Source organism: Neorhizobium galegae (assembly GCF_017877135.1).
GTDB lineage: Bacteria > Pseudomonadota > Alphaproteobacteria > Rhizobiales > Rhizobiaceae > Neorhizobium > Neorhizobium galegae_A.
The window spans coordinates 60,448-78,181 of sequence record NZ_JAGIPH010000005.1 but is presented as its reverse complement, the minus strand read 5'-3'; the positions used below and the strand labels follow the sequence as shown (position 1 = coordinate 78,181).

The 17,734-nt window shown below is 61.4% G+C and carries 21 protein-coding genes and 1 tRNA gene; 18 read left to right on the top strand and 4 right to left on the bottom strand.

The annotated features are described in order from the left end of the window. Positions 1–89 precede the first annotated feature (89 nt). On the top strand, positions 90–1,028 hold the full coding sequence (locus J2858_RS15580) for a YihY/virulence factor BrkB family protein (protein ID WP_432443367.1): 939 nt from the start codon (positions 90–92) through the stop codon (positions 1,026–1,028). Here the strand turns inward: J2858_RS15580 and gluQRS are convergent. Then, on the bottom strand, positions 993–1,874 hold the full coding sequence (gene gluQRS, locus J2858_RS15575) for a tRNA glutamyl-Q(34) synthetase GluQRS (protein ID WP_210105745.1): 882 nt from the start codon (positions 1,872–1,874) through the stop codon (positions 993–995). The genes J2858_RS15580 and gluQRS overlap by 36 nt on opposite strands. Positions 1,875–1,907: 33 nt before the next feature. On the opposite strand from gluQRS, the gene J2858_RS15570 reads away from it, so the two are divergent. Both J2858_RS15570 and J2858_RS15565 read left to right on the top strand, forming a co-directional pair. Beyond that, complete coding sequence (locus tag J2858_RS15570) at positions 1,908–2,549, top strand: DNA-3-methyladenine glycosylase family protein (RefSeq protein ID WP_210105744.1); 642 nt, start codon at positions 1,908–1,910, stop codon at positions 2,547–2,549. Between the two features lie 100 nt (positions 2,550–2,649). Continuing rightward, positions 2,650–3,207: an HNH endonuclease gene (locus J2858_RS15565; protein WP_210105743.1), complete on the top strand. Its 558-nt coding sequence runs from the start codon at positions 2,650–2,652 to the stop codon at positions 3,205–3,207. A gap of 77 nt (positions 3,208–3,284) precedes the next feature. On the opposite strand, the gene J2858_RS15560 is transcribed toward J2858_RS15565, so the two are convergent. Further along, positions 3,285–3,800 (bottom strand): disulfide bond formation protein B, encoded by a 516-nt coding sequence (locus tag J2858_RS15560; RefSeq protein ID WP_210105742.1) that lies wholly within the window; start codon positions 3,798–3,800, stop codon positions 3,285–3,287. A 193-nt stretch (positions 3,801–3,993) separates the two neighbouring features. Here J2858_RS15560 and J2858_RS15555 point away from each other — a divergent pair. Beyond that, positions 3,994–4,078 (top strand) — tRNA-Leu (locus J2858_RS15555). Positions 4,079–4,080: 2 nt separating this feature from the next. Here the strand turns inward: J2858_RS15555 and J2858_RS15550 are convergent. Next, positions 4,081–5,187, bottom strand: coding sequence for a tyrosine-type recombinase/integrase (locus J2858_RS15550; RefSeq protein ID WP_210105741.1), 1,107 nt, complete (start codon positions 5,185–5,187; stop codon positions 4,081–4,083). A 429-nt stretch (positions 5,188–5,616) separates the two neighbouring features. On the opposite strand from J2858_RS15550, the gene J2858_RS15545 reads away from it, so the two are divergent. Next, positions 5,617–5,862 (top strand): hypothetical protein, encoded by a 246-nt coding sequence (locus J2858_RS15545; RefSeq protein ID WP_210105740.1) that lies wholly within the window; start codon positions 5,617–5,619, stop codon positions 5,860–5,862. Here the strand turns inward: J2858_RS15545 and J2858_RS15540 are convergent. Continuing rightward, on the bottom strand, positions 5,859–6,536 hold the full coding sequence (locus tag J2858_RS15540) for an XRE family transcriptional regulator (protein ID WP_245366294.1): 678 nt from the start codon (positions 6,534–6,536) through the stop codon (positions 5,859–5,861). The two genes, J2858_RS15545 and J2858_RS15540, sit on opposite strands and share 4 nt — an antisense overlap. Positions 6,537–6,619: 83 nt before the next feature. On the opposite strand from J2858_RS15540, the gene J2858_RS15535 reads away from it, so the two are divergent. The 13 genes from J2858_RS15535 (at position 6,620) to J2858_RS15475 (ending at position 17,677) form a co-directional block, all read left to right on the top strand. Further along, positions 6,620–6,820: a transcriptional regulator gene (locus J2858_RS15535; protein WP_210105738.1), complete on the top strand. Its 201-nt coding sequence runs from the start codon at positions 6,620–6,622 to the stop codon at positions 6,818–6,820. A 213-nt stretch (positions 6,821–7,033) separates the two neighbouring features. After that, positions 7,034–7,531 carry a hypothetical protein gene (locus J2858_RS15530; protein ID WP_210105737.1) on the top strand — a complete coding sequence of 166 codons (498 nt, stop codon included), beginning with the start codon at positions 7,034–7,036 and terminating at the stop codon, positions 7,529–7,531. Then, on the top strand, positions 7,528–8,109 hold the full coding sequence (locus J2858_RS15525; protein WP_210105736.1) for a hypothetical protein: 582 nt from the start codon (positions 7,528–7,530) through the stop codon (positions 8,107–8,109). Before J2858_RS15530 ends, J2858_RS15525 begins: the two co-directional genes overlap by 4 nt. Further along, positions 8,106–8,747, top strand: a complete 642-nt coding sequence (locus J2858_RS15520) for a hypothetical protein (RefSeq protein ID WP_245366292.1) — start codon at positions 8,106–8,108, stop codon at positions 8,745–8,747. Before J2858_RS15525 ends, J2858_RS15520 begins: the two co-directional genes overlap by 4 nt. Then, positions 8,744–9,061 carry a hypothetical protein gene (locus tag J2858_RS15515; protein WP_210105735.1) on the top strand — a complete coding sequence of 106 codons (318 nt, stop codon included), beginning with the start codon at positions 8,744–8,746 and terminating at the stop codon, positions 9,059–9,061. The genes J2858_RS15520 and J2858_RS15515 overlap by 4 nt, the downstream gene beginning before the upstream one ends. After that, positions 9,061–10,356, top strand: a complete 1,296-nt coding sequence (locus J2858_RS15510; RefSeq protein WP_210105734.1) for a helix-turn-helix domain-containing protein — start codon at positions 9,061–9,063, stop codon at positions 10,354–10,356. Before J2858_RS15515 ends, J2858_RS15510 begins: the two co-directional genes overlap by 1 nt. Then, a complete protein-coding gene (nusG, locus tag J2858_RS15505) occupies positions 10,343–11,023 on the top strand; it encodes a transcription termination/antitermination protein NusG (protein ID WP_210105733.1) in 681 nt (226 codons plus the stop codon). The genes J2858_RS15510 and nusG overlap by 14 nt, the downstream gene beginning before the upstream one ends. 222 nt (positions 11,024–11,245) lie before the next feature. Beyond that, a complete protein-coding gene (locus tag J2858_RS15500; RefSeq protein WP_210105732.1) occupies positions 11,246–11,569 on the top strand; it encodes an HNH endonuclease in 324 nt (107 codons plus the stop codon). 147 nt (positions 11,570–11,716) lie between these two features. Then, the gene (locus J2858_RS15495; protein WP_210105731.1) at positions 11,717–12,184 is read left to right on the top strand and encodes a P27 family phage terminase small subunit; all 468 of its coding nucleotides are present in this window, start codon (positions 11,717–11,719) and stop codon (positions 12,182–12,184) included. After that, on the top strand, positions 12,168–13,985 hold the full coding sequence (locus J2858_RS15490) for a terminase large subunit (protein WP_210105730.1): 1,818 nt from the start codon (positions 12,168–12,170) through the stop codon (positions 13,983–13,985). The genes J2858_RS15495 and J2858_RS15490 overlap by 17 nt, the downstream gene beginning before the upstream one ends. After that, the gene (locus tag J2858_RS15485) at positions 13,985–15,298 is read left to right on the top strand and encodes a phage portal protein (RefSeq protein ID WP_245366290.1); all 1,314 of its coding nucleotides are present in this window, start codon (positions 13,985–13,987) and stop codon (positions 15,296–15,298) included. The genes J2858_RS15490 and J2858_RS15485 overlap by 1 nt, the downstream gene beginning before the upstream one ends. Further along, positions 15,295–16,161, top strand: coding sequence for a head maturation protease, ClpP-related (locus J2858_RS15480; RefSeq protein ID WP_210105729.1), 867 nt, complete (start codon positions 15,295–15,297; stop codon positions 16,159–16,161). The genes J2858_RS15485 and J2858_RS15480 overlap by 4 nt, the downstream gene beginning before the upstream one ends. A gap of 25 nt (positions 16,162–16,186) precedes the next feature. Continuing rightward, complete coding sequence (locus tag J2858_RS15475) at positions 16,187–17,677, top strand: phage major capsid protein (protein ID WP_210105728.1); 1,491 nt, start codon at positions 16,187–16,189, stop codon at positions 17,675–17,677. The last annotated feature ends 57 nt before the right edge of the window (positions 17,678–17,734 follow it).

Below are 17,734 nucleotides of genomic sequence, written 5' to 3'. Positions count from 1 at the left end.
TCCTCCCGACAGGCTCTCTCCCTGTACAATGGCTTTGCGTTTCCCATATTTGAGCGGACGTGACAACGGAGATCACATTGGCCGAAGACCTGCCAAAAACCCGCTGGTACCAGTTCGTCTACAAGGTTTTCTTCGACGCCTATGGTCATTTCAACGATGACGACGGGTGGGCGCTGGCAAGCCATGTGGCGCTGTCGGGGCTTTTGGCGCTGTTTCCCTTCCTGATTTTCGGCACGGCACTTGCCGGCTTTCTTGGCGCGAGCAGCTTTTCCGAAACGGCGGTGCATCTGCTCTTCGACACATGGCCGACAGCGATTGCCGAACCGCTGGCCGCGGAAATTCGCCGCGTGCTCGAAATCCCGCGTGGCGGGCTGCTGACCATTTCGGTTCTGGCGGCCGCCTATTTTGCCTCCAACGGCGTCGAGGCGCTGCGCATCTCGCTCAACCGTGCCTACCGCGTTCCGGAAAACCGGCCCTGGTATGTGACCCGCCTCGCAAGCCTTGGCTATGTGATCGTCGCCGTGGTGATTTTTGCCGCCATCAGCATCGTGCTCGTGGCGCTGCCGATCGCGGTGCGCTTTGCCGGCTCGCACATGCCGTGGCTCCGCGACGAACTGGACAATATCTCAAGCTTCGGGGTGATCGGCACGGTGGTCGTGCTCGTGCTCGGCCTGATCGTCTGCCACAAATGGCTGCCGGCGGGCTCGCGCCGGCTTATCGACATCTTGCCGGGCATCTTACTGACGATCCTCTGCTGGAGCGTTTTTGCGCTGATCTTTGCGTCCTATCTTGCGACCTTCGCCAATTATGCCGCGACCTATGCGGGTCTTGCTTCGGTGATGATCGTTCTGGTGTTTCTCTACATGGTCGGCGTGATTTTCATGCTTGGCGCGGAGGTGAACGCCGCCCTGATGAAATACCGCGTGCTGTCGGCGCTTTCCAAATCGCGCTTCGTCACTCGCCGGCGTCGCAAGCGGCAGGATGCCGGCCCGTCAGAACCCGAGCAGGTGGCGAATATCCGCCGGTGAGTGGTCGGCAGCCCGCAGCGCTGCAATCCCCGTCGATCCTTCGCTCTTGGAGAGCTTGCGCCCATCCGCCCCCAGCACCAGCCGGTGGTGGTGATAGACGGGCACCGGAAGATCGAGCAGTTGTTGCAGCAGGCGATGCACGCTGGTTGCATGAAAAAGATCAAGCCCGCGCACCACGTGGGTCACGCCTTGCAGCGCATCGTCCACCACCACGGAGAGATGATAGCTGGACGGCGCATCCGAGCGGGAGAGGACCACATCGCCCCAGACGGAAGGATCCGCTGTTATCTCGCCCTTTTCCCCATCACCTGTTTCCTGGAAGATGAGTGGCCCTTTCACCAGTGACAGCGCCTTTTGCATATCGAGGCGCAGCGTGTGCCGGAGGCCGTTCTTCAGGAGATGCGCCCGTTGCGATGCGGGGCGCAGACGGTCTTCCGGCGGATAGAGGGGAGCGCCATCGGGATCGCGCGGCCAGGGTATTCCGCTTGCTTCGCCCGCGGCAAGCCTTGCCTTCACTTCGCCGCGCGTCAGAAAGGCAGGATAAATCAGCCCGAGGTCCTCAAGGCGGGAGAGGGCTTCCTGATAATCCGCCACATGCTGCGACTGGCGGCGCACCGGGGTTTCGAACTCGAGGCCGAGCCAGGCGAGATCGCGAAAGATTTCGTCCTCGAATTCGGCCCGGCAGCGCGTCTGGTCGATATCCTCGATGCGCAGCAACAGGCGGCCGCCCTGCTCCTGCGCCATCTTCTGGTTGGTCAGCGCGGAAAGCGCATGGCCCAGATGCAGGAAACCGTTCGGGCTCGGGGCAAAACGGAAAACGGCTTTTTGACGGGACGGACTGTGCATGCTCTTTACTACGACGACTCGGAGAAAATGACGATGGCGAAGATCAAGAGCGATGCAGATATTGCGGAGGGGCTGACCGCTCTCTGTCTGCTCGACCCTTGCCTTGTGCGCGTGGTGGATGCCGCAGGGCCGGTGCCGCTGCGTCTTGCCGAGCCGGGTTTTGCGGGCCTTGCCCATATCATCGTGTCGCAGATGGTGTCCAAGGCGAGTGCCTCTGCCATCTGGCGGCGTATGTCAGCGCAAGGGACGGTCGATGCGGCCAACTATTTGGCGCATACGCCAGACGTCGTGGCCGGCTTCGGCCTGTCGCGTGCCAAGGCCAGAACGCTGGAAACGCTGGCCCGCGCCGTGGTCGAGGGGCACCTTGATCTTGATGGGCTGGCTGATCTCGAAGACGAAGATATCCAGGCAAGGCTCGTGGCGCTTCCCGGCATCGGCCCATGGACGGCAGAGGTCTACCGGATGCTGTGCCTCGGCAGCCGCGATATCTTTCCAGCCGGCGATGTCGCGCTGCGTGCAGCCGTCGGCCACGCCTTCCAGTGGTCGCAGCGCCCGACGGCGGACGAGGTGGCCGAGAGAGCGCTCTTCTGGCGCCCCTGGCGTGCCGTGGCCGCCCGCCTGTTCTGGGCCTATTATGCCAGCGTGCTTCGCCGCGATGCGCTGCCGCTCGGTTGATTCACAGGGACTGCGCCTGCGGCATCAAGGGGGCTTCACATTCCTGTAACAACAGACCTAATATAGAAAGGACATAAGCCGAATCGGTGAGGAGCGTCCGTTGACGATTGCAGTCTCCCCGCAGGCCCTGCCGGCGCTCGTGTTGAACGCTGACTACCGGCCGCTGAGTTATTACCCCTTGTCGCTCTGGTCCTGGCAGGACGCGATCAAGGCGGTCTTCCTTGACCGTGTGAACATCATCGCGGAATACGATCACTCGGTCTCCTCGCCCACCTTCTCCATGCGCCTGCCGAGCGTCGTCAGCCTGAAGACCTACATCCAGCCGACGCGCAACCCCGCCTTCACACGTTTCAATGTCTTCCTGCGCGACCGTTTCGAATGCCAGTATTGCGGCTCGCACGAGGATCTGACTTTCGACCATGTGATCCCGCGCGCCCATGGCGGCGAAACCACCTGGGAGAATGTCGTGGCCGCCTGCTCGCCCTGCAATCTGCGCAAGGGCAGCAAATTGCCGAAGCAGGCCGGCATGCACCCGGCGCAAAAGCCTTACCAGCCCACCGTGCAGGACCTGCACAACAACGGCCGGCTGTTTCCGCCGAACTATCTGCACGAAAGCTGGATGGACTATCTCTACTGGGATACCGAACTTCAGCCCTGAGCCCTGAGCCCTGAGCCCTGAGCCCTGAGCCCTGAGCCCTGAGCCCTGAGCCCTGAGCCCCTCGGACGTGGAAAAGCTCAGGCGCGGCGCGTAAAAGCGCCCTTGAAGGCGATGGCGGCGAGAATCACGCTTGCAATGACGTTCCAGCCGGCAAAGGAGAGACCCAGCACGCGAAGGGCTGCTTCCGTGCAGGAGGGGCCGTGAACGGTATTGAGATCTGAGAGAAGATTGCCGGCATTGGTCGTCATACCGTTGGCGCTGGTGGAGCAGGTGGCGGGACCCGCCCAGAAGCCCCATTCGACGCCCGAATGATAGACGCCCATGCCAGCCCCGATCAGCATCATGATGCCGATGAGGCCGAGAAGGCCGCGGGTGACCGCCGGCGGCAGGCGGAAAGCGGCGGTCGCAAGCGCTCCGAGCGCTACCGGGATCGCCCAGTAATACGGCTCGCGCTGCAAGAGGCAGAGCGCGCAGGGAATATAGCCGCCGATATGCTGGAAGCCGAGCGCCGTTCCCACGGTCCCCGTCATGCCAAGCGCCAGAACCAGCGAATAGGTCATCAGTGGCTGGCGGTGTTGCTGGGCGGCAAGCATGGGTTTCTCCTGGGCGCGACACGATTGATGGCCATGCTCTAGAGCCGGTCGCTTCCTCTGTAAATGCCGTTCCCCGTGCCGCCGCTGCTCCGCGGGCCACATTTGCGTGACCTGCATTCCGGCATTTACCCGCACAGGCAGCGCTTGCGCAGGCGCGCATCGCTGTGCTAGATCCCCTGCCACCACTTTCGATGCCCCGTTGGCGGAATTGGTAGACGCGCCTGACTCAAAATCAGGTTCCGAGAGGAGTGCTGGTTCGATTCCGGCACGGGGCACCACTTTACGAATTCGACTTTGTTTTCGTTGTGGAATTTTCGTTTTTTCCCGCACTAGAATTTAGGTGCGGGGAAAGTTCGATCTCGATCTGTTCTGCAACCAATTTTGAAGCGCGAATTCCAAGCCTCTTTCGGTCTGCTTTTTTCGTGTAGACCTCGGCCTGTCGAGACGTCGCCCACCCATACTGCGCCATCAATTCGTGAGACGAAGCGCCTGCGTTTGCAGCAAGCGTAGCGGATAATTTCCGCAGTCCATGCGCGCTCTTGGTGACGCCTGCAGCGGTGCAGTGTTTCCGAAACCAGTTTCCAAAAGACTCGACTGTGAAGGGCCGGCCATTCTCTCCGACGACAAAGGCAAGATCGCCGGTCTTCGTTTCCTCAATCACCTTCATAAGGCGATCGGGAAATTCCACAGTGATGTCGGCGCCCGTTTTGCGGGTGCGCATAGAGAACACATTCCCCGTCATATGCTGACGGCCGGCGCGAACGATGTCTGAGCGTCGCAGGCCTGAGCAAAGCAGCAGTTCCATCGCCAAGCGCTGCGCTGTGCCGATCTGCCACGTCCTGCAGAAGAGATGCACATCTTCTGACGTCCACGGTTCGAAGCCGTCCGTTTTGTAGGTGAGCCGTTCTACGCCGTGCGTTGGATCGAATTCCGCAAGATCAGATTTGATGGCCCACTCGAACACGCCACGCAAAGCCTTCAGAAGGGCATTGGCTTGGCCAGGAGTTGAGGAGCGGGCTTCAAGTGCAGCCTCGACGTCCTTCTTTGAAATGTCGGCATAGAACGCGTCGCCTGCGTTCTTCAGCATCTGCAAAAACAGATTGCCGCGCGCTCGTCGCGTCGAGATGGATAGCTCCGCCCATTTGCGGCTTTCCATGTACTGGCCAAAAAGCCACTTCAAGGTTCTGGTGTCGCCTCTCTGTCTCGTGCGAGCCGGTTTTTCGGCGGCTATGGCATCTCGATACGCTGCCTTAAACTCTTCGGAACCTGGCACGCCACGAAGCCTGGTGCGTGGGCCCTTGCCGACGCGATAATAGAACACCACCGTTCCGTGGCGGTTTCTTTCCTTGATCACATTGAGCGGCAGCTTGCGTGGCATGGTTTCCATCAAAGTCGTACTCCGCCTCGCGGAGCAAGTTGATTTTGTGACGGCATAGCAGATGCGGCTGGCGCCACTCGGATTGTGCGGCCGGCTTCGGTCACCTCTACCGTGACATTCTGTTCTGTTGCGATGGCGGCCATTCGTTTCAGGTCCGCGCTTTTAATCCAGGCGACTGCTGTCATATCTCATGTACTCACAGCGGCCGCGTTGAGGCGCGGCGCTAGACGGTTGACGATGGGCCTTGCCGATTTCCCATGCGCCAGTAGCCGCATTTATATTACTCGGCTGGTGCCGGTATCGGAGAGCGCCTCAAAGTAGCCTGTGACTACCTACAATGTCAACGGATTTAGGTAGGTTAAAACTACATCAAAAAATGCTGGACTTCTCCTTTTGTATGGATGGTATATGAGAACATATCAGGAACAGGAGATTGCTATGGCTACGTATTTTGTCGTTCAGACATTCCAGCAGGGCAACAAGGGCATGCTCATCCCTGACCAGGCGAGGCAGGCTCGCGATCTAAACCACTGCAGAACCCTGGCTGAGAGGATGGCAAAAACCAGCGCCAGCGTTGTGGCGTTTTCCCGTGATGGAGATCCGGGTACTGGAGATTGGGATGATGCCGTGGTGGTGGCAAAGTATGGAGATGTGCCGGCCGAACTCTTGGAATTGGATGGCTAGCGGGCGTCGTATCGTCCGACGACGCGATGGCAGATCGGCCATTCCTGCCGAAACTCCGTGAACTCCCTGAAGGGGTTCCATTGTTGCAGGTGCCATTCCCGATCATTCCAGCCGTTGAGTTGCTTGATGATCGCTTCAACATCCCCGCCGTGGGGCGGGGTGTGGTATAAGATAACGTTCTTCTCGCGCGATGGGGGTAGGTGAGGGTTCACCAACGCCATATCGCCTCCTCGGAAAGCCGGAACCATCGAATCGCCTGCCACAAGTAGGCCATAGCCACCGCGGACGCTTTCCAGCTCTGCTGGCCGTTTCACGTAATCCACCGCGTCGAACGAAACGATGACGTGTCCGTCTCCGCCTTGTGCAGCGGCGTACACGGGCATCTTTTCCGGGCTGATAAGCTGTTGGCCTGGAATGATCCGGCTCACAGGTTTGTCGGCCTGCTTGCCGGGCTTGGCTGGCTGCGGATCTTCCCCGGATCTGCTGAGCAGCCAGCTCTCCGTTACGCCGAGAAGTGTTGCAAGCTCCGGCAGTCGTTTGGCTTCGGGTTTTGTTTGATCCGCTTCCCACTGGGTGATGTTCACGCGCGCAATGCCGAGGTGGGTGGCCACCTGCTGCTGCACGAGTCCTCGCGCCTTGCGCGCGTAGCGGATTCTTTCCCCAAGTGTTTTCATGCATCTGTTGTAGCCAATGCCTACCAAAATGCACCTACCAAGACGCTTGACATAAAATGTAGGTTTAAACTACCTTTGCGCCCATGATTGAAATCGTTCGCAAAGGGGCCGAGCAGGCCGGTGGTGTGGTGTCCTTGGCTCGCAGGCTCGGAATCAAGCACACGTCGCTTTATCGCTGGTCTCGCGTGCCGGCAGCACGCGCTCTCGATTTCGAGCGGATTACCGGGATTTCCAGACACGATCTTCGGCCGGATGTTTACGGGGCGAAAGAGCTCCCCGAATGACCGCTCCCCAAACACCCCCTTCGCGCGGCCACTCCTCCCGGCCTGCTGCGACCCGCGCCGGTGCGATTGACCTGGTCTTTCCCGGCGCGGGTATTTTTCATTTTCCATGCGGGCCTCCTTTGGGGTCGTAACCGCTTCAATCTCACAATTTTGGTCACTTCCCACCACGGGAAAAGCGCTGGGTCATTCCCGGCGCGGGAAAGGTTTTGTCTCATGATTACAAACGCATGGTTCCACCGCATCAAGGCGGCACAGCGGGATCTAATCCGGCTGGTTGGCGGGATTGAGCGGGCGGCACAGGTGTCGTCGATTTCCAAGAGCCATATCGGCCGGATGAACAACGCCACCGACCCGGAGCTGATGCCGCTTCATGCGGTCTATGCGCTGGAAAGCGAATGCGGGGTGCCGGTGGTGACGTCTGCCATGGCGGAACTGAACGGCCGCCGCCTGTCGGACCCCGAGAGCGAGCGCGTTGTCGAGCAATGCGTTGTGGCGGCCTATTCCGACATGGTGCGCAAGGCCGGCGACCTGATCTCGGGCGGGGCGGTTGCCATCTCGGATATGGTGGTAACGCCGGCCGAAGCGACCAAGATGGATCGCGATGCGGCAGAACTTGAGGCAGGGCTTGGCGAACTGCGCCGGGCGCTTGCCGGAGTGAAGGCACGCGGCGGCCAGAGGCTTGGCCTGAGCGTGGTTGGGAGCGGCCGATGATCCGCGTCGCTCCATCACAGCCTGCGCAGACGGCGCGCGACCAGGAGCGGGCACGCCTGGCACGCCTCAGCGACATTGCCGAGCGCTGCGGGCGTGACCAGTGGTCGATCACGGCCGAGGCGCGTGAGGTCCACATCACGACCAGGCGCTCGACCGGCGAGGATGCCAAGCTCTGCACGATCCACGATGGCGCCCTTGCCGACGAAATCGAACTGATCAGCGCTGCCCTGGAGAATGTCGTGCTGTTCCTGGCGCTTCGCCAGCGTGCGGTCATTGCGTTCAACGAGCTACAGCGCCAGAGCAACCCCGCGCCGCAGACGCCTGCACCGCATAAGCTGAAGGCGGGCGATTTTGCCGCAAACGCCGCGATGCTGCTGACACGGCAAGAATTCCACCGCTTCCTGGAGCGCAAGGATGCCAGCCGGGTGATCCACACGAATGAGCATGCCGACACGGTGCTGAAGGCGCTGCTTGGCATCACCAGCAAAAGCCAGCTCAACACCCAACGGCAGGCGCAGGGCGCCTTCCTCCAGCTGCGGGCTGATTTTGAGACCTGGGTGCAGCGGGGGTGCCGATGAGCATTCGCATCTTCCCGGAAGTTTCCATTCCGTTCGGCACCAATCAGGCCACCAAGGCGATGCGCATCACCTGCGCTCACTGCGGTGGCCTTGCCTATTTCCCGGTTGCAGCCGGGGTCAACCTTCAGCCGCCCATCGGGGCGGTTCAACATTTTGAGAGCAAGGGCTGGGTGGTCGGCGGCGATCCGGAGATGGATTTTTGCCGCAAGCATTCGACGCCTGCCAAACGCAAGGGACCAAAAGCCATGACGAACACCGCGCCGATGGCCGACAAGCCGCGTGAGCTGGGCCGTGAGGATCGCCGCATCATCAACGACAAGCTCGATGAGGTCTATGGCCGCGAGGCGTACAAGGCGCCGTGGACGGATGCAGCCGTTGCCAAGGATTTGGGCGTGCCGCGTGATTGGGTGGTGCAGGTGCGCGAGCAGTTCTTTGGCCCTGCCTGCTCCAACCCGCTGTACGACCAGTTTCTTGGCGAGACGGAACACCTGGAGAAAACCTTCCGGGCCTATGCCGATAGCTGCGCGGCGGCCGAGCAGGCGAGTGCGGCACAACGCCAGGCGCATGCCGAGTTGAGCAAGCAGATGGACGCCTATCGGGCGCTTGCCCGCAAGGTCGAGCGGGAGATCGTGCGATGAGCGATATCACGCCTATTTTGGAAATCCTGATGGATTGCCAAACGGATGCCGAGCGGGCTGACTGGCTGCTGCGGGCGCCGAAAGGCATCCTGTTTCGTGACTACGGCACCATCCGCCGGATCTTGGCGGCGGCACAGTTTGCACGTGGCGTCGATGCGCTCGATGTGGAGTTTGCCGCCATCAACGCCACGCGCATGGCCGATGGCGAGCTGCCGGCGGCGATCCTGTCGGGCGTCGAGACGGCGCGCTCCTATCTGCGCGGCAAGGCCGAGACGCTTGTTGTCGGCCAGGCCGAGAATGGAGGCGTGTGGTGATGGAACCGGATCACGGCGCAACCTCGCGTGCCTGGTCATGGCGGCATGCGGTCGGCAAGTCGGGCCTGCCACCGATCACGCGGCTGGTGCTGCACACGCTCGGCCTCAAGATGGATGCGACGGGTGGCTCCTGCTATCCGCCGATCTCCGAGCTTGTGGAGCTGACGGGCCTCGACAAGAAAACCGTGCTGAAGCACCTGGAAATCGCGCAAGGCGCTGGCTGGATCGAAGTTGGCCAGCACGGCTTTCGCGGCCAGAAATGGAAGCGTAACGAGTATGTGGCGCGCTGGCCTGGTCGTGACCTCACGGGCGAGCCGGCACCTTGTGACGGCCATGAAGGTGGTGGAGGAGTTCCACCACGTTCGAACACCTGCCGGACCCTTGAAGGTGGTGGAGGAGCTCCACCGCCTTGCGGGGAAAAGGTGGTGGAACTGGTTCGCGAAGGTGGGGGAAATGACGACCTGAAGGTGGTGGAGGAGCTCCACCAAGATAAGATATTTCCAACTAACATTCCAAATAACTCTCCAACCGCCGGCCAAAATGCCGGCCCAACCGCTGTCGCGGAGGAGGGAGCTTTGCGACGGGCTGATCGGAAGAGAAGCGAGCATGCGTTCACGCTGTGGTTTGCGACGTGGAGGAAGGGCGATGTGGATTTTGCTCGCAATGCCTGGTTCGCCTTGTCGCCAGAAGAACGCGGCGAATGCATCGAGCACACGCCAGCCTATCTTCGCTTTGCCAAGCCTTCGGAGCTGATGGCAGCGGCGGTCTATCTCAAGAACCGCCACTGGCGTGATCTGCCGGAACACCTGCTCGGCACCCCGGAAAAGACCCATGGCGTGGCAAAGCCCTGCGGGAAGCTCTGGATGGGAACGCGGCTTGAGACGCTGTCGAAAGACCCGACAGGCCCGATCCACATCACGGCTTTTGACGAGACGCGGATTGTGAAGGGCATGATCTCGCGAGAGCAGCTGATGCACGACAAGCGGCGCGACAATGGCTGGCCGCTGGTCAACGCCATGCGCGATCTCGCCCGCCGTCGCGAGCCGTTCACCACCTCGCTGGCACTCCTGGCGCATGTGGCAGGCTTCCATCCGATCCACCGCGACAGTGCGGTGTTTGCCGCCTGGAAGGCGCTGCATGAGGCCCGCGGTTGGCCGTTCATCGAGCACGCGCCGGAATGGATCTACTTCCCCGCGGTCGATGCCGAGGCCGAGGATTTGAGCGTTGCCGTCGAGGCAGCACTTGCCAGTTTCCTGTCAGCCATTCGCGAGGGCCTTTCCGATGATCCAGTTTAAGGCCAACCCCTTGGAAAACGACGTGAGCCACGACGCCAAACGCGAGATCTCCCCGAGCGGGCTTGTGAAGCTGCAGCGCATTGCTGATCGGCAAGCTGGCCACAAGCGCTGGCTCGGGATGGCAGGAAGGCGCATTGCCGCCGTCTATCCCGAGCATGCTCGCTGGATCTGCCTTCGGGTGATGACGGGACGGGAGAAGGCGGTCGAGGCAGCGCTTGAGGCGCTCGATATCGAGGCGATGGTGCCGACGCGCAAGGGGCCGGAATATCGCCGCCGTGGCCGTGTCATCCCGCCGGCCGATATCCCGGTGCTGATCGGCTACACGCTGGTGCGCTGCGTGCCGTCAGCCACCGCAATGGCGGGCTTGAACACCGTCGAGCATGTGATTGGGGTTCTCGGCGGCTGGGAAGCGCCGGCTGCCATCAATGCCGAGTTCATCAAGCGCTACCGGCAGAAGGCGGCAGAGGGCGGTTATGATTACGATCGACCGGGCATTGCCGTTCGCAAGGGCCAGAAGGTGACGATTGCCGAGGGACCGTTCGGCGGGATCGAGGGAGTTGTGATCACCGCACCGACAGGCACGATTGGCGATGCCGTGGTCGAGTTCTCGATGATGGGGCGCACGGTTGCGATGGTCGTGCCTCTTGCAATTCTCGAATCGGTGTGAATATAAGCGTTCACGGACACGCTGATGATCCTGAAGTGAGCCTCTGAACACGCAGTAGCATGCGGGGAGTAATCCTCCCGAGGTCGGTACACCGGTCAGCCCCCACCCTGACGCTCTCGCATCCGAGAGACCGCTTCAGGGCCAGTGCGCAAGCTATGTCCGGATCTTCCCAAGTTTCTTGAAAAGGCGATCCTTCGGGGTCGCTTTTTTCGTTTTAGGGTTATGCGCGATCAACGATCAGACGAGGCAAGGGCCTGGCGTGGCTGGTATGGGCTGGCGCGCTGGCGCAAGACCCGCAAGCACCAGCTGACCATCGAGTCGCTGTGCCGCATGTGTCGGCTGCAGGGCAAGATCACGGTGGCCACCGTCTGCGACCACGTCGAGCGCCACAACGGCAATCCGCAAAAGTTCTGGGGCGGGCCATTCCAGTCGCTGTGCGCGACCCACCACGATGCAACGAAGCAGGCCGAGGAGCACAGAGGTTTTTCCACTGCTGCTGGTGCCGATGGTTGGCCGATTGATCCCCGTCACCCGGCGAACCGATGATCAGATGATGATCGACGGCGCATCGGCCGAGGGGGAGGGCGGGTCAAAAGTCAAACGCCCTCTTTGCCGCACACCGGCTCCCACCCTTTCTTCGCAGGGAGCGGGAATTGGAGGCAAAAAGCCACTGCTTTCTAGAGGTATCCATCCATGAAGGGCCGAAAGCCTTTGACCGAAAACGTCGTGCCGCTCACCGAAGACGAGGGACGCGGCGCAAATTTTGAGGCCCGCGCGCTTCAGCGGGCACGCGAGCTGAAGCCGGAAGGCCTGCCGTTTACGGTCTCTGTGATCTGGGACCGGCTGTCACCGTCGCTTTGCGATCCGCGCAAGAACCGGCTGAACGACACCAACGTCTTCATGTTCGAGCAGCTGTGCTGGACGGTCGAGCGCCATGAGCGGCTGCGTGTCGATATCGCCGACAATGGCGAAACCTATGAGACCGAGACCCGCAACGGCAAGCAGCAGAAGAGCCGCCCCGAGGTCGGGCAGCTTAACGAGACATGGCGGCAGATCCGGGCGCTTGCCAGCGATTTTGGCATGACGCCATCGGCTGAACGCGGATTGCAGGCGGGCGGGCAACTTGGCTTCAGCTTCACAGACAATGAAGGGTTCGATTGACGTCGAGATCCCGGATGTCAGCTACGACGACGATCCGGTGACCGCCTGGGCCGCCGACGTGTTGCGCGGTGTCGTCATTGCCGGTCCCCATGTGCGCAACACCTGCCGGCGCCATCTGCTCGATCTTCGTGACGGGCCGGATCGCGGTCTCGTCTGGGATCTCGATGAAGCTAAGAAACGGATCAAGTGGTTCCACGACAAGCTTCGCCTGAATGGCGGCCAGTTCGAGGGCCGTCCGTTCAAGCTGCATCCAAGCCAGGCGTTTCGTGTCGGTTCGCTGTTTGGCTGGAAATGGGCCGAGACCGGGCTTCGCCGCTTCCGTCGCTTCTATGACGAAGAAGGCAAGGGCAACGGCAAGTCACCGCTGCTGGCTGGTATCGGCATTGCGATGATGGTGGCCGATGGCGAGCCGCGAGCGGAAGTCTATGCGGCGGCCGCCAAAAAGGACCAGGCGCAGGTTCTCTTCCGTGACGCGGTTGCCATGCGCGACCAGTCGCCGGAACTGGCCAAGCGCATCAAGCCATCGGGCATCGATCCGGTCTGGCAGCTGACCTACATCAGCACCAAGGGCGACAAGCGGTTCTTCAAGCCGATCTCGTCCGACAGTGCACAATCTGGTCCGCGTCCGTCCTGTGCGCTTTGCGATGAGGTGCATGAGCATCCCAATCGCGACGTCATGGAAATGCTGGAGCGCGGGTTTAAATTCCGCCGGCAACCGCTCCTGGTCATGGCGACCAATTCCGGCTCCGATCGCAAGTCTGTCTGCTGGGAAGAGCACGAACATGCGGTGAAGGTGGCAGCCGGCATCATCGAGGACGACACGACGCTGTCGTTCGTCTGTTCGCTCGATGAGGGTGACGATTGGGAGAACGATCCGTCCTGCTGGGTGAAGGCAAACCCGCTCCTCGATGTCACCGTCACGACGGAATACCTTGAGGGCGTCGTCAAGCAGGCACGCCAGATGCCGGGCAAGCGCAACGGCATTGCCCGGCTGCACTTTTGCGAATGGACGCAATCGGTCAATGCCGCAATCAAGCGCGAGGCGTGGGTCGCCTGCCGAAAAGATCTCGATCTGCCGGCGCTGATTGCCGGTGGCTATCCCTGTTACGGCGGGCTTGATCTGTCTCGCACGCGCGACTTTACCGCGTTCACGCTGACCTGGGTGCTGGATGCGACGAAAGATGCCGAGCGGCTTGCGTCAAAGACATGGTTCTGGACGCCGGCCGATACGCTGAAGGATCGCGCCAACACCGACCAGGCGCCCTATGAACTCTGGGTCGACCAGGACCATATCGAGGCCGTGCCGGGTCAGCGGCTCAAATACTCTTGGCTCGCCGAAGCGCTGGCCCGGCTTTGCGCGCTTTATGCCCCGCTCGAAATCGGCGGTGACCAGTACGGGCTTGAGCAGCTCCAGGAGCATCTGTCGGGTGATGGCGTATCCTTGCCGATCACCATCCACCCGCAGGGCTTCCAGAAGCGGATCATCGACCGTGACAAGCAAGCCCCCGAGGGCGAGCAGGAGCTTTACCTCTGGATGCCGCACAGCATCAACATGTTCGAGAATGCGCTTTACGAGCAGCGGATGGAGATCGATCCCAACCCGATGCTCGATCTTTGCGCGGCAAGTGTCGTCTATGCGGAAAACCGAACCGGCCACCGCATGTTCGACAAGGAAAACGCTTTTGGGCGCATCGACGGCATGGTCTCGACGGCGATGTCGGTCGGGATCGCGCTCTGTCGTCAGCGCCCGGAAGAAAACCTCGACGACTTCCTCTCCAACCCTGTCATGGTAGGTCTTTGATGGCGAACAAGAAGAAAAGGGGCTCTGCCTCCGCGCCATCCCAGGTGACGCGGGAAGAGCTGGTTGCGAAGGAAAGGCGCCTCAGCCTGAAGGACAGCGCCGGATGGGCGGCCGCCTTTGGCACCAGCAATCACGCCGGCAAAACGGTGACGCTCAACACGGCCATGCAGCTGGCGACCGTCTGGGCCTGTGTTCGGCTGACGGCGCAGGCGGTGTCCTGCCTGCCGCTGTCGATCTTTGAGAAGAGGGGCGACAATAGCCGGGTGAAGGTCGAGGCCGACGATGCGCTGGTCGATGTCTTGTGCGAAAGCCCGAATGAAGACCAGACGCCGCTCGAATTTTGGGAAACCATGGTCGCCTGGCTGATGACCACGGGCAATGCCTATGCGGAAAAGGTCGAGATCGGCACGCGATTGAGTGCGCTGCAGCCATTGCCCAGCACGCATTGCCACCCGTTCCGTGATGCCGAGGGCTTGCTGAAGTTCAACGTCATCGATCGCGGGAAAAGCGAGATCCTGCCACGCGAGAAGGTATTCCACCTGAAAGGCTTTGGCTTTGGTGGTGATGTTGGCCTGTCGCCCATCCAGTTCGGTTCGCAGACCTTTGGCTCGGCGATTGCGATTGACGAGGCGGCCGGCCGGCTGTTCGGGAAAGGTCTGCAGGCAAGCGGCATCCTGTCGTCGGAAAAGATCCTCGACAAGACGCAGCGGGCTGACCTTGAGGGGATCATGAGCCGGTTTGTCGGTTCTTCGAATGCCGGCAAGCTGATGATCCTGGAAGCCGGCCTCAAGTACGATCGGCTGTCGCTGTCGCCGGTGGATGCGCAGATGCTGGAAAACCACCGCTTCTCGGTCGAGGAAATGTGCCGCTGGTTCGGCATGCCGCCAATCATCATCGGGCACGCCGCGCAAGGCCAGACGATGTGGGGCTCGGGCGTCGAGCAGATCCTGCTGGCCTGGCTGACGCTTGGCATTGATCCGCTCTGCGACCGCATCGAGGCGCGGATCAAGAAACAGCTGATCCGCCCGAGCGGCAATCGGCGGCGTTATGCCGAGTTCAACCGCGAGGCGCTGTTGCAAATGGACAGTGCGGCAAAGGCCTCGTTCCTGTCGGTGATGACGCAAAACGGCCTGATGACGCGCAATGAAGGTCGGGCAAAGCTCAACCTTCCCCGCGTCGATGGCGGTGATGATCTGACGGCCCAGACGAACCTTGCGCCGCTCTCAGTCCTGGGCGCCGCAAGTGATAGCAATACGGCCCGCGCCGCAATGCGCGCCTGGCTGCAATCTGAGACAGACAAGGTGGCCGCATGACCCTTCGTATTCTCCCAAGTGCTGCCGTCGGCATCCGCCCTGGTCTGCATTCGAAAGTGACGGCACGGGCGTTCGAGAACTGGAACCCGGATATCCGGCAAGTAGGCGGCACGGCTGAGACAGTCGAGAACACGATCTCGGTTCTCGATGTGATTGGCAATGATGCCTGGGGCGAGGGGGTGACAGCCAAACGTGTGGCGGCAGCCCTTCGTTCGATCGGCGACCAAAATGTCGTCGTCAACATCAACTCGCCCGGCGGCAACTATTTTGAGGGTCTGGCGATCTACAACACGCTTCGCGAACACAAGGCGAAAGTGACGGTCAAGATCCTCGGGGTGGCAGCCTCGGCGGCGTCCGTCATCGCCATGGCGGCCGACGAGGTGCAGATCGCCCGCGCCGGCTTTCTGATGATCCATAATGCCTGGGTTGTGGCCGAGGGGGACCGTCATCAGCTGCGCGAAGTGGCAGACTTCCTGGAGCCGTTCGATGCAGCCGCCGTCGATATCTATGTGGCGCGATCGGGCATGGATGCCAAAGAGGTGGCAAAAATGCTCGATCGGGAAACATGGATTGGCGGGGCGGAAGCGGTCGAAAAGGGTTTGGCCGATGCGCTTTTATCCTCTGACGAGATCGCCGCCTCGCCGCAAAACTCGGCCGCTGCCAAGACGCGGGTCGCTGCCCACCGCGTCGATGATCTTCTGGCGCAACTCAACGTGCCGCGTTCCGAGCGGCGCGATCTGATTGCGGCTTTAAAAGGGGGCATGCCTGGCGCTGCCTCAACCGGCATGCACGACGCTGCCGTCCTCACGGAGGTCAACGACCTCCTCAAATCCACGCTCAACACCTTCAAAACGTCCGTCTAACGCCCGGACCCAAAGGACACTCCCCATGAAACTCTTCGCTCTTTGCGGAGCGATCGCGCTTGCCGTGATCGCCACCGCCTGCTTTGCCATGCCTGCATCCGACATGGCTTTCGACCTGGTCGCGCACCTTACCTCGGCCGCCACGACCCATCCGCCCGTAATGGCGATGGTCATGATGGCCGGCGCTCATCCTGCCCACATGCGAAAGGCCCGCATGCCTTCCTTGCCGGCATCGCTCCTGATGACCGCGCTTCCCTCCGGCGTCATCGGCTCGGTTCGCAACGAGGCCAATGTCGAAAGGCTGCTGGCTGACGTGAAGGCGTCGCTGAAGGAAGTCTCCGACGGCGTCAAACAGACGGCCGAGGAGGCGCTGCGCCAGGCCAAGTCTGCCGGCTCGGTCTCCGACGAGATCAAGCAGAAGGCCGACAAGCTTTTGTCGGACCAGGCCAAGCTTGCCGAGACCCAGAACAGGCTGACGGAAAAGGTCGAGCAGCTCTCGACCCGCAACACCGATCTCGAACAGCGCCTGGCATCGCGCCGTGGCGGCACACAGGATGAGCCAAAGTCGCTTGGCCAGATGGTTGGCGAGCATGCCAACGTGAAGGCCTTTGTGGCAGCCGGCGCCAAGGGCACGGTCAACGTCTCGGTGCAGAACGCTATCACCACTTCGGCCGGTTCGGCTGGCGCGCTGATCACCCCGCAGCGGGACACGGAAATTGTCGGCATGCCGCGCCGGCAGTTCTTTATCCGTCAGCTCCTGCAGGTCGGCACCACCACGTCGAACAGCATCGAATATGCCCGCATGGTGGCGCGGGTGAATGCGGCAGCCATGGTGGCGGAAGGGGCTCTGAAGCCGGAATCGAATTACACCTATGAGCCGGCCGATGCGCCGGTGCGCACCATTGCCCATTGGGTGCCGGTGTCGCGCCAGGCGATGGACGACATTCCTCAGCTGCAGAGCGAGATCGATGGCGAGCTGCGCTATGGTCTGGATTTTGTCGAGGAAGCCCAGATCCTGAAGGGCGACGGTCTCGGCCAGAACCTGCACGGTCTTGTGCCGCAGGCAACCGACTATGCAGAACCGGCGGGCATTACGGTTGCGGCCAAGACCAAGATCGATGTGCTGCGCCTGGCGCTGCTGCAAGCCTCGCTCGCGGAATATCCGGCCGATGGCATTGTGCTCAATCCGATCGATTGGGCCGATATCGAACTCACCAAGGATGGCGAGAACCGCTATCTGTTTGCCACCATCATTCAGATGCTCGGGCCGCAGCTCTGGGGCCGGCCGGTGATCTCCACCCAGGCAATGGCGCAAGACGAGTTTTTGGCCGGTGCCTTCAAGATGGCCGCCAAGGTCTGGGATCGCATGGATACGGAAGTCGCCATCTCCTCGGAAGACCGCGACAACTTCGTCAAAAACATGCTCACCGTCCGCGCCGAAAAACGCCTGGCGCTTGCCGTCAAACGGCCGAAGGCGCTGGTTGCCGGCGACTTCACCACGGCGCTTGCCGCCTGATCAACCGCGATCGGCGGATGACGGCGGGCAGCATTGTTCTGCCCGCCGCACACGCCG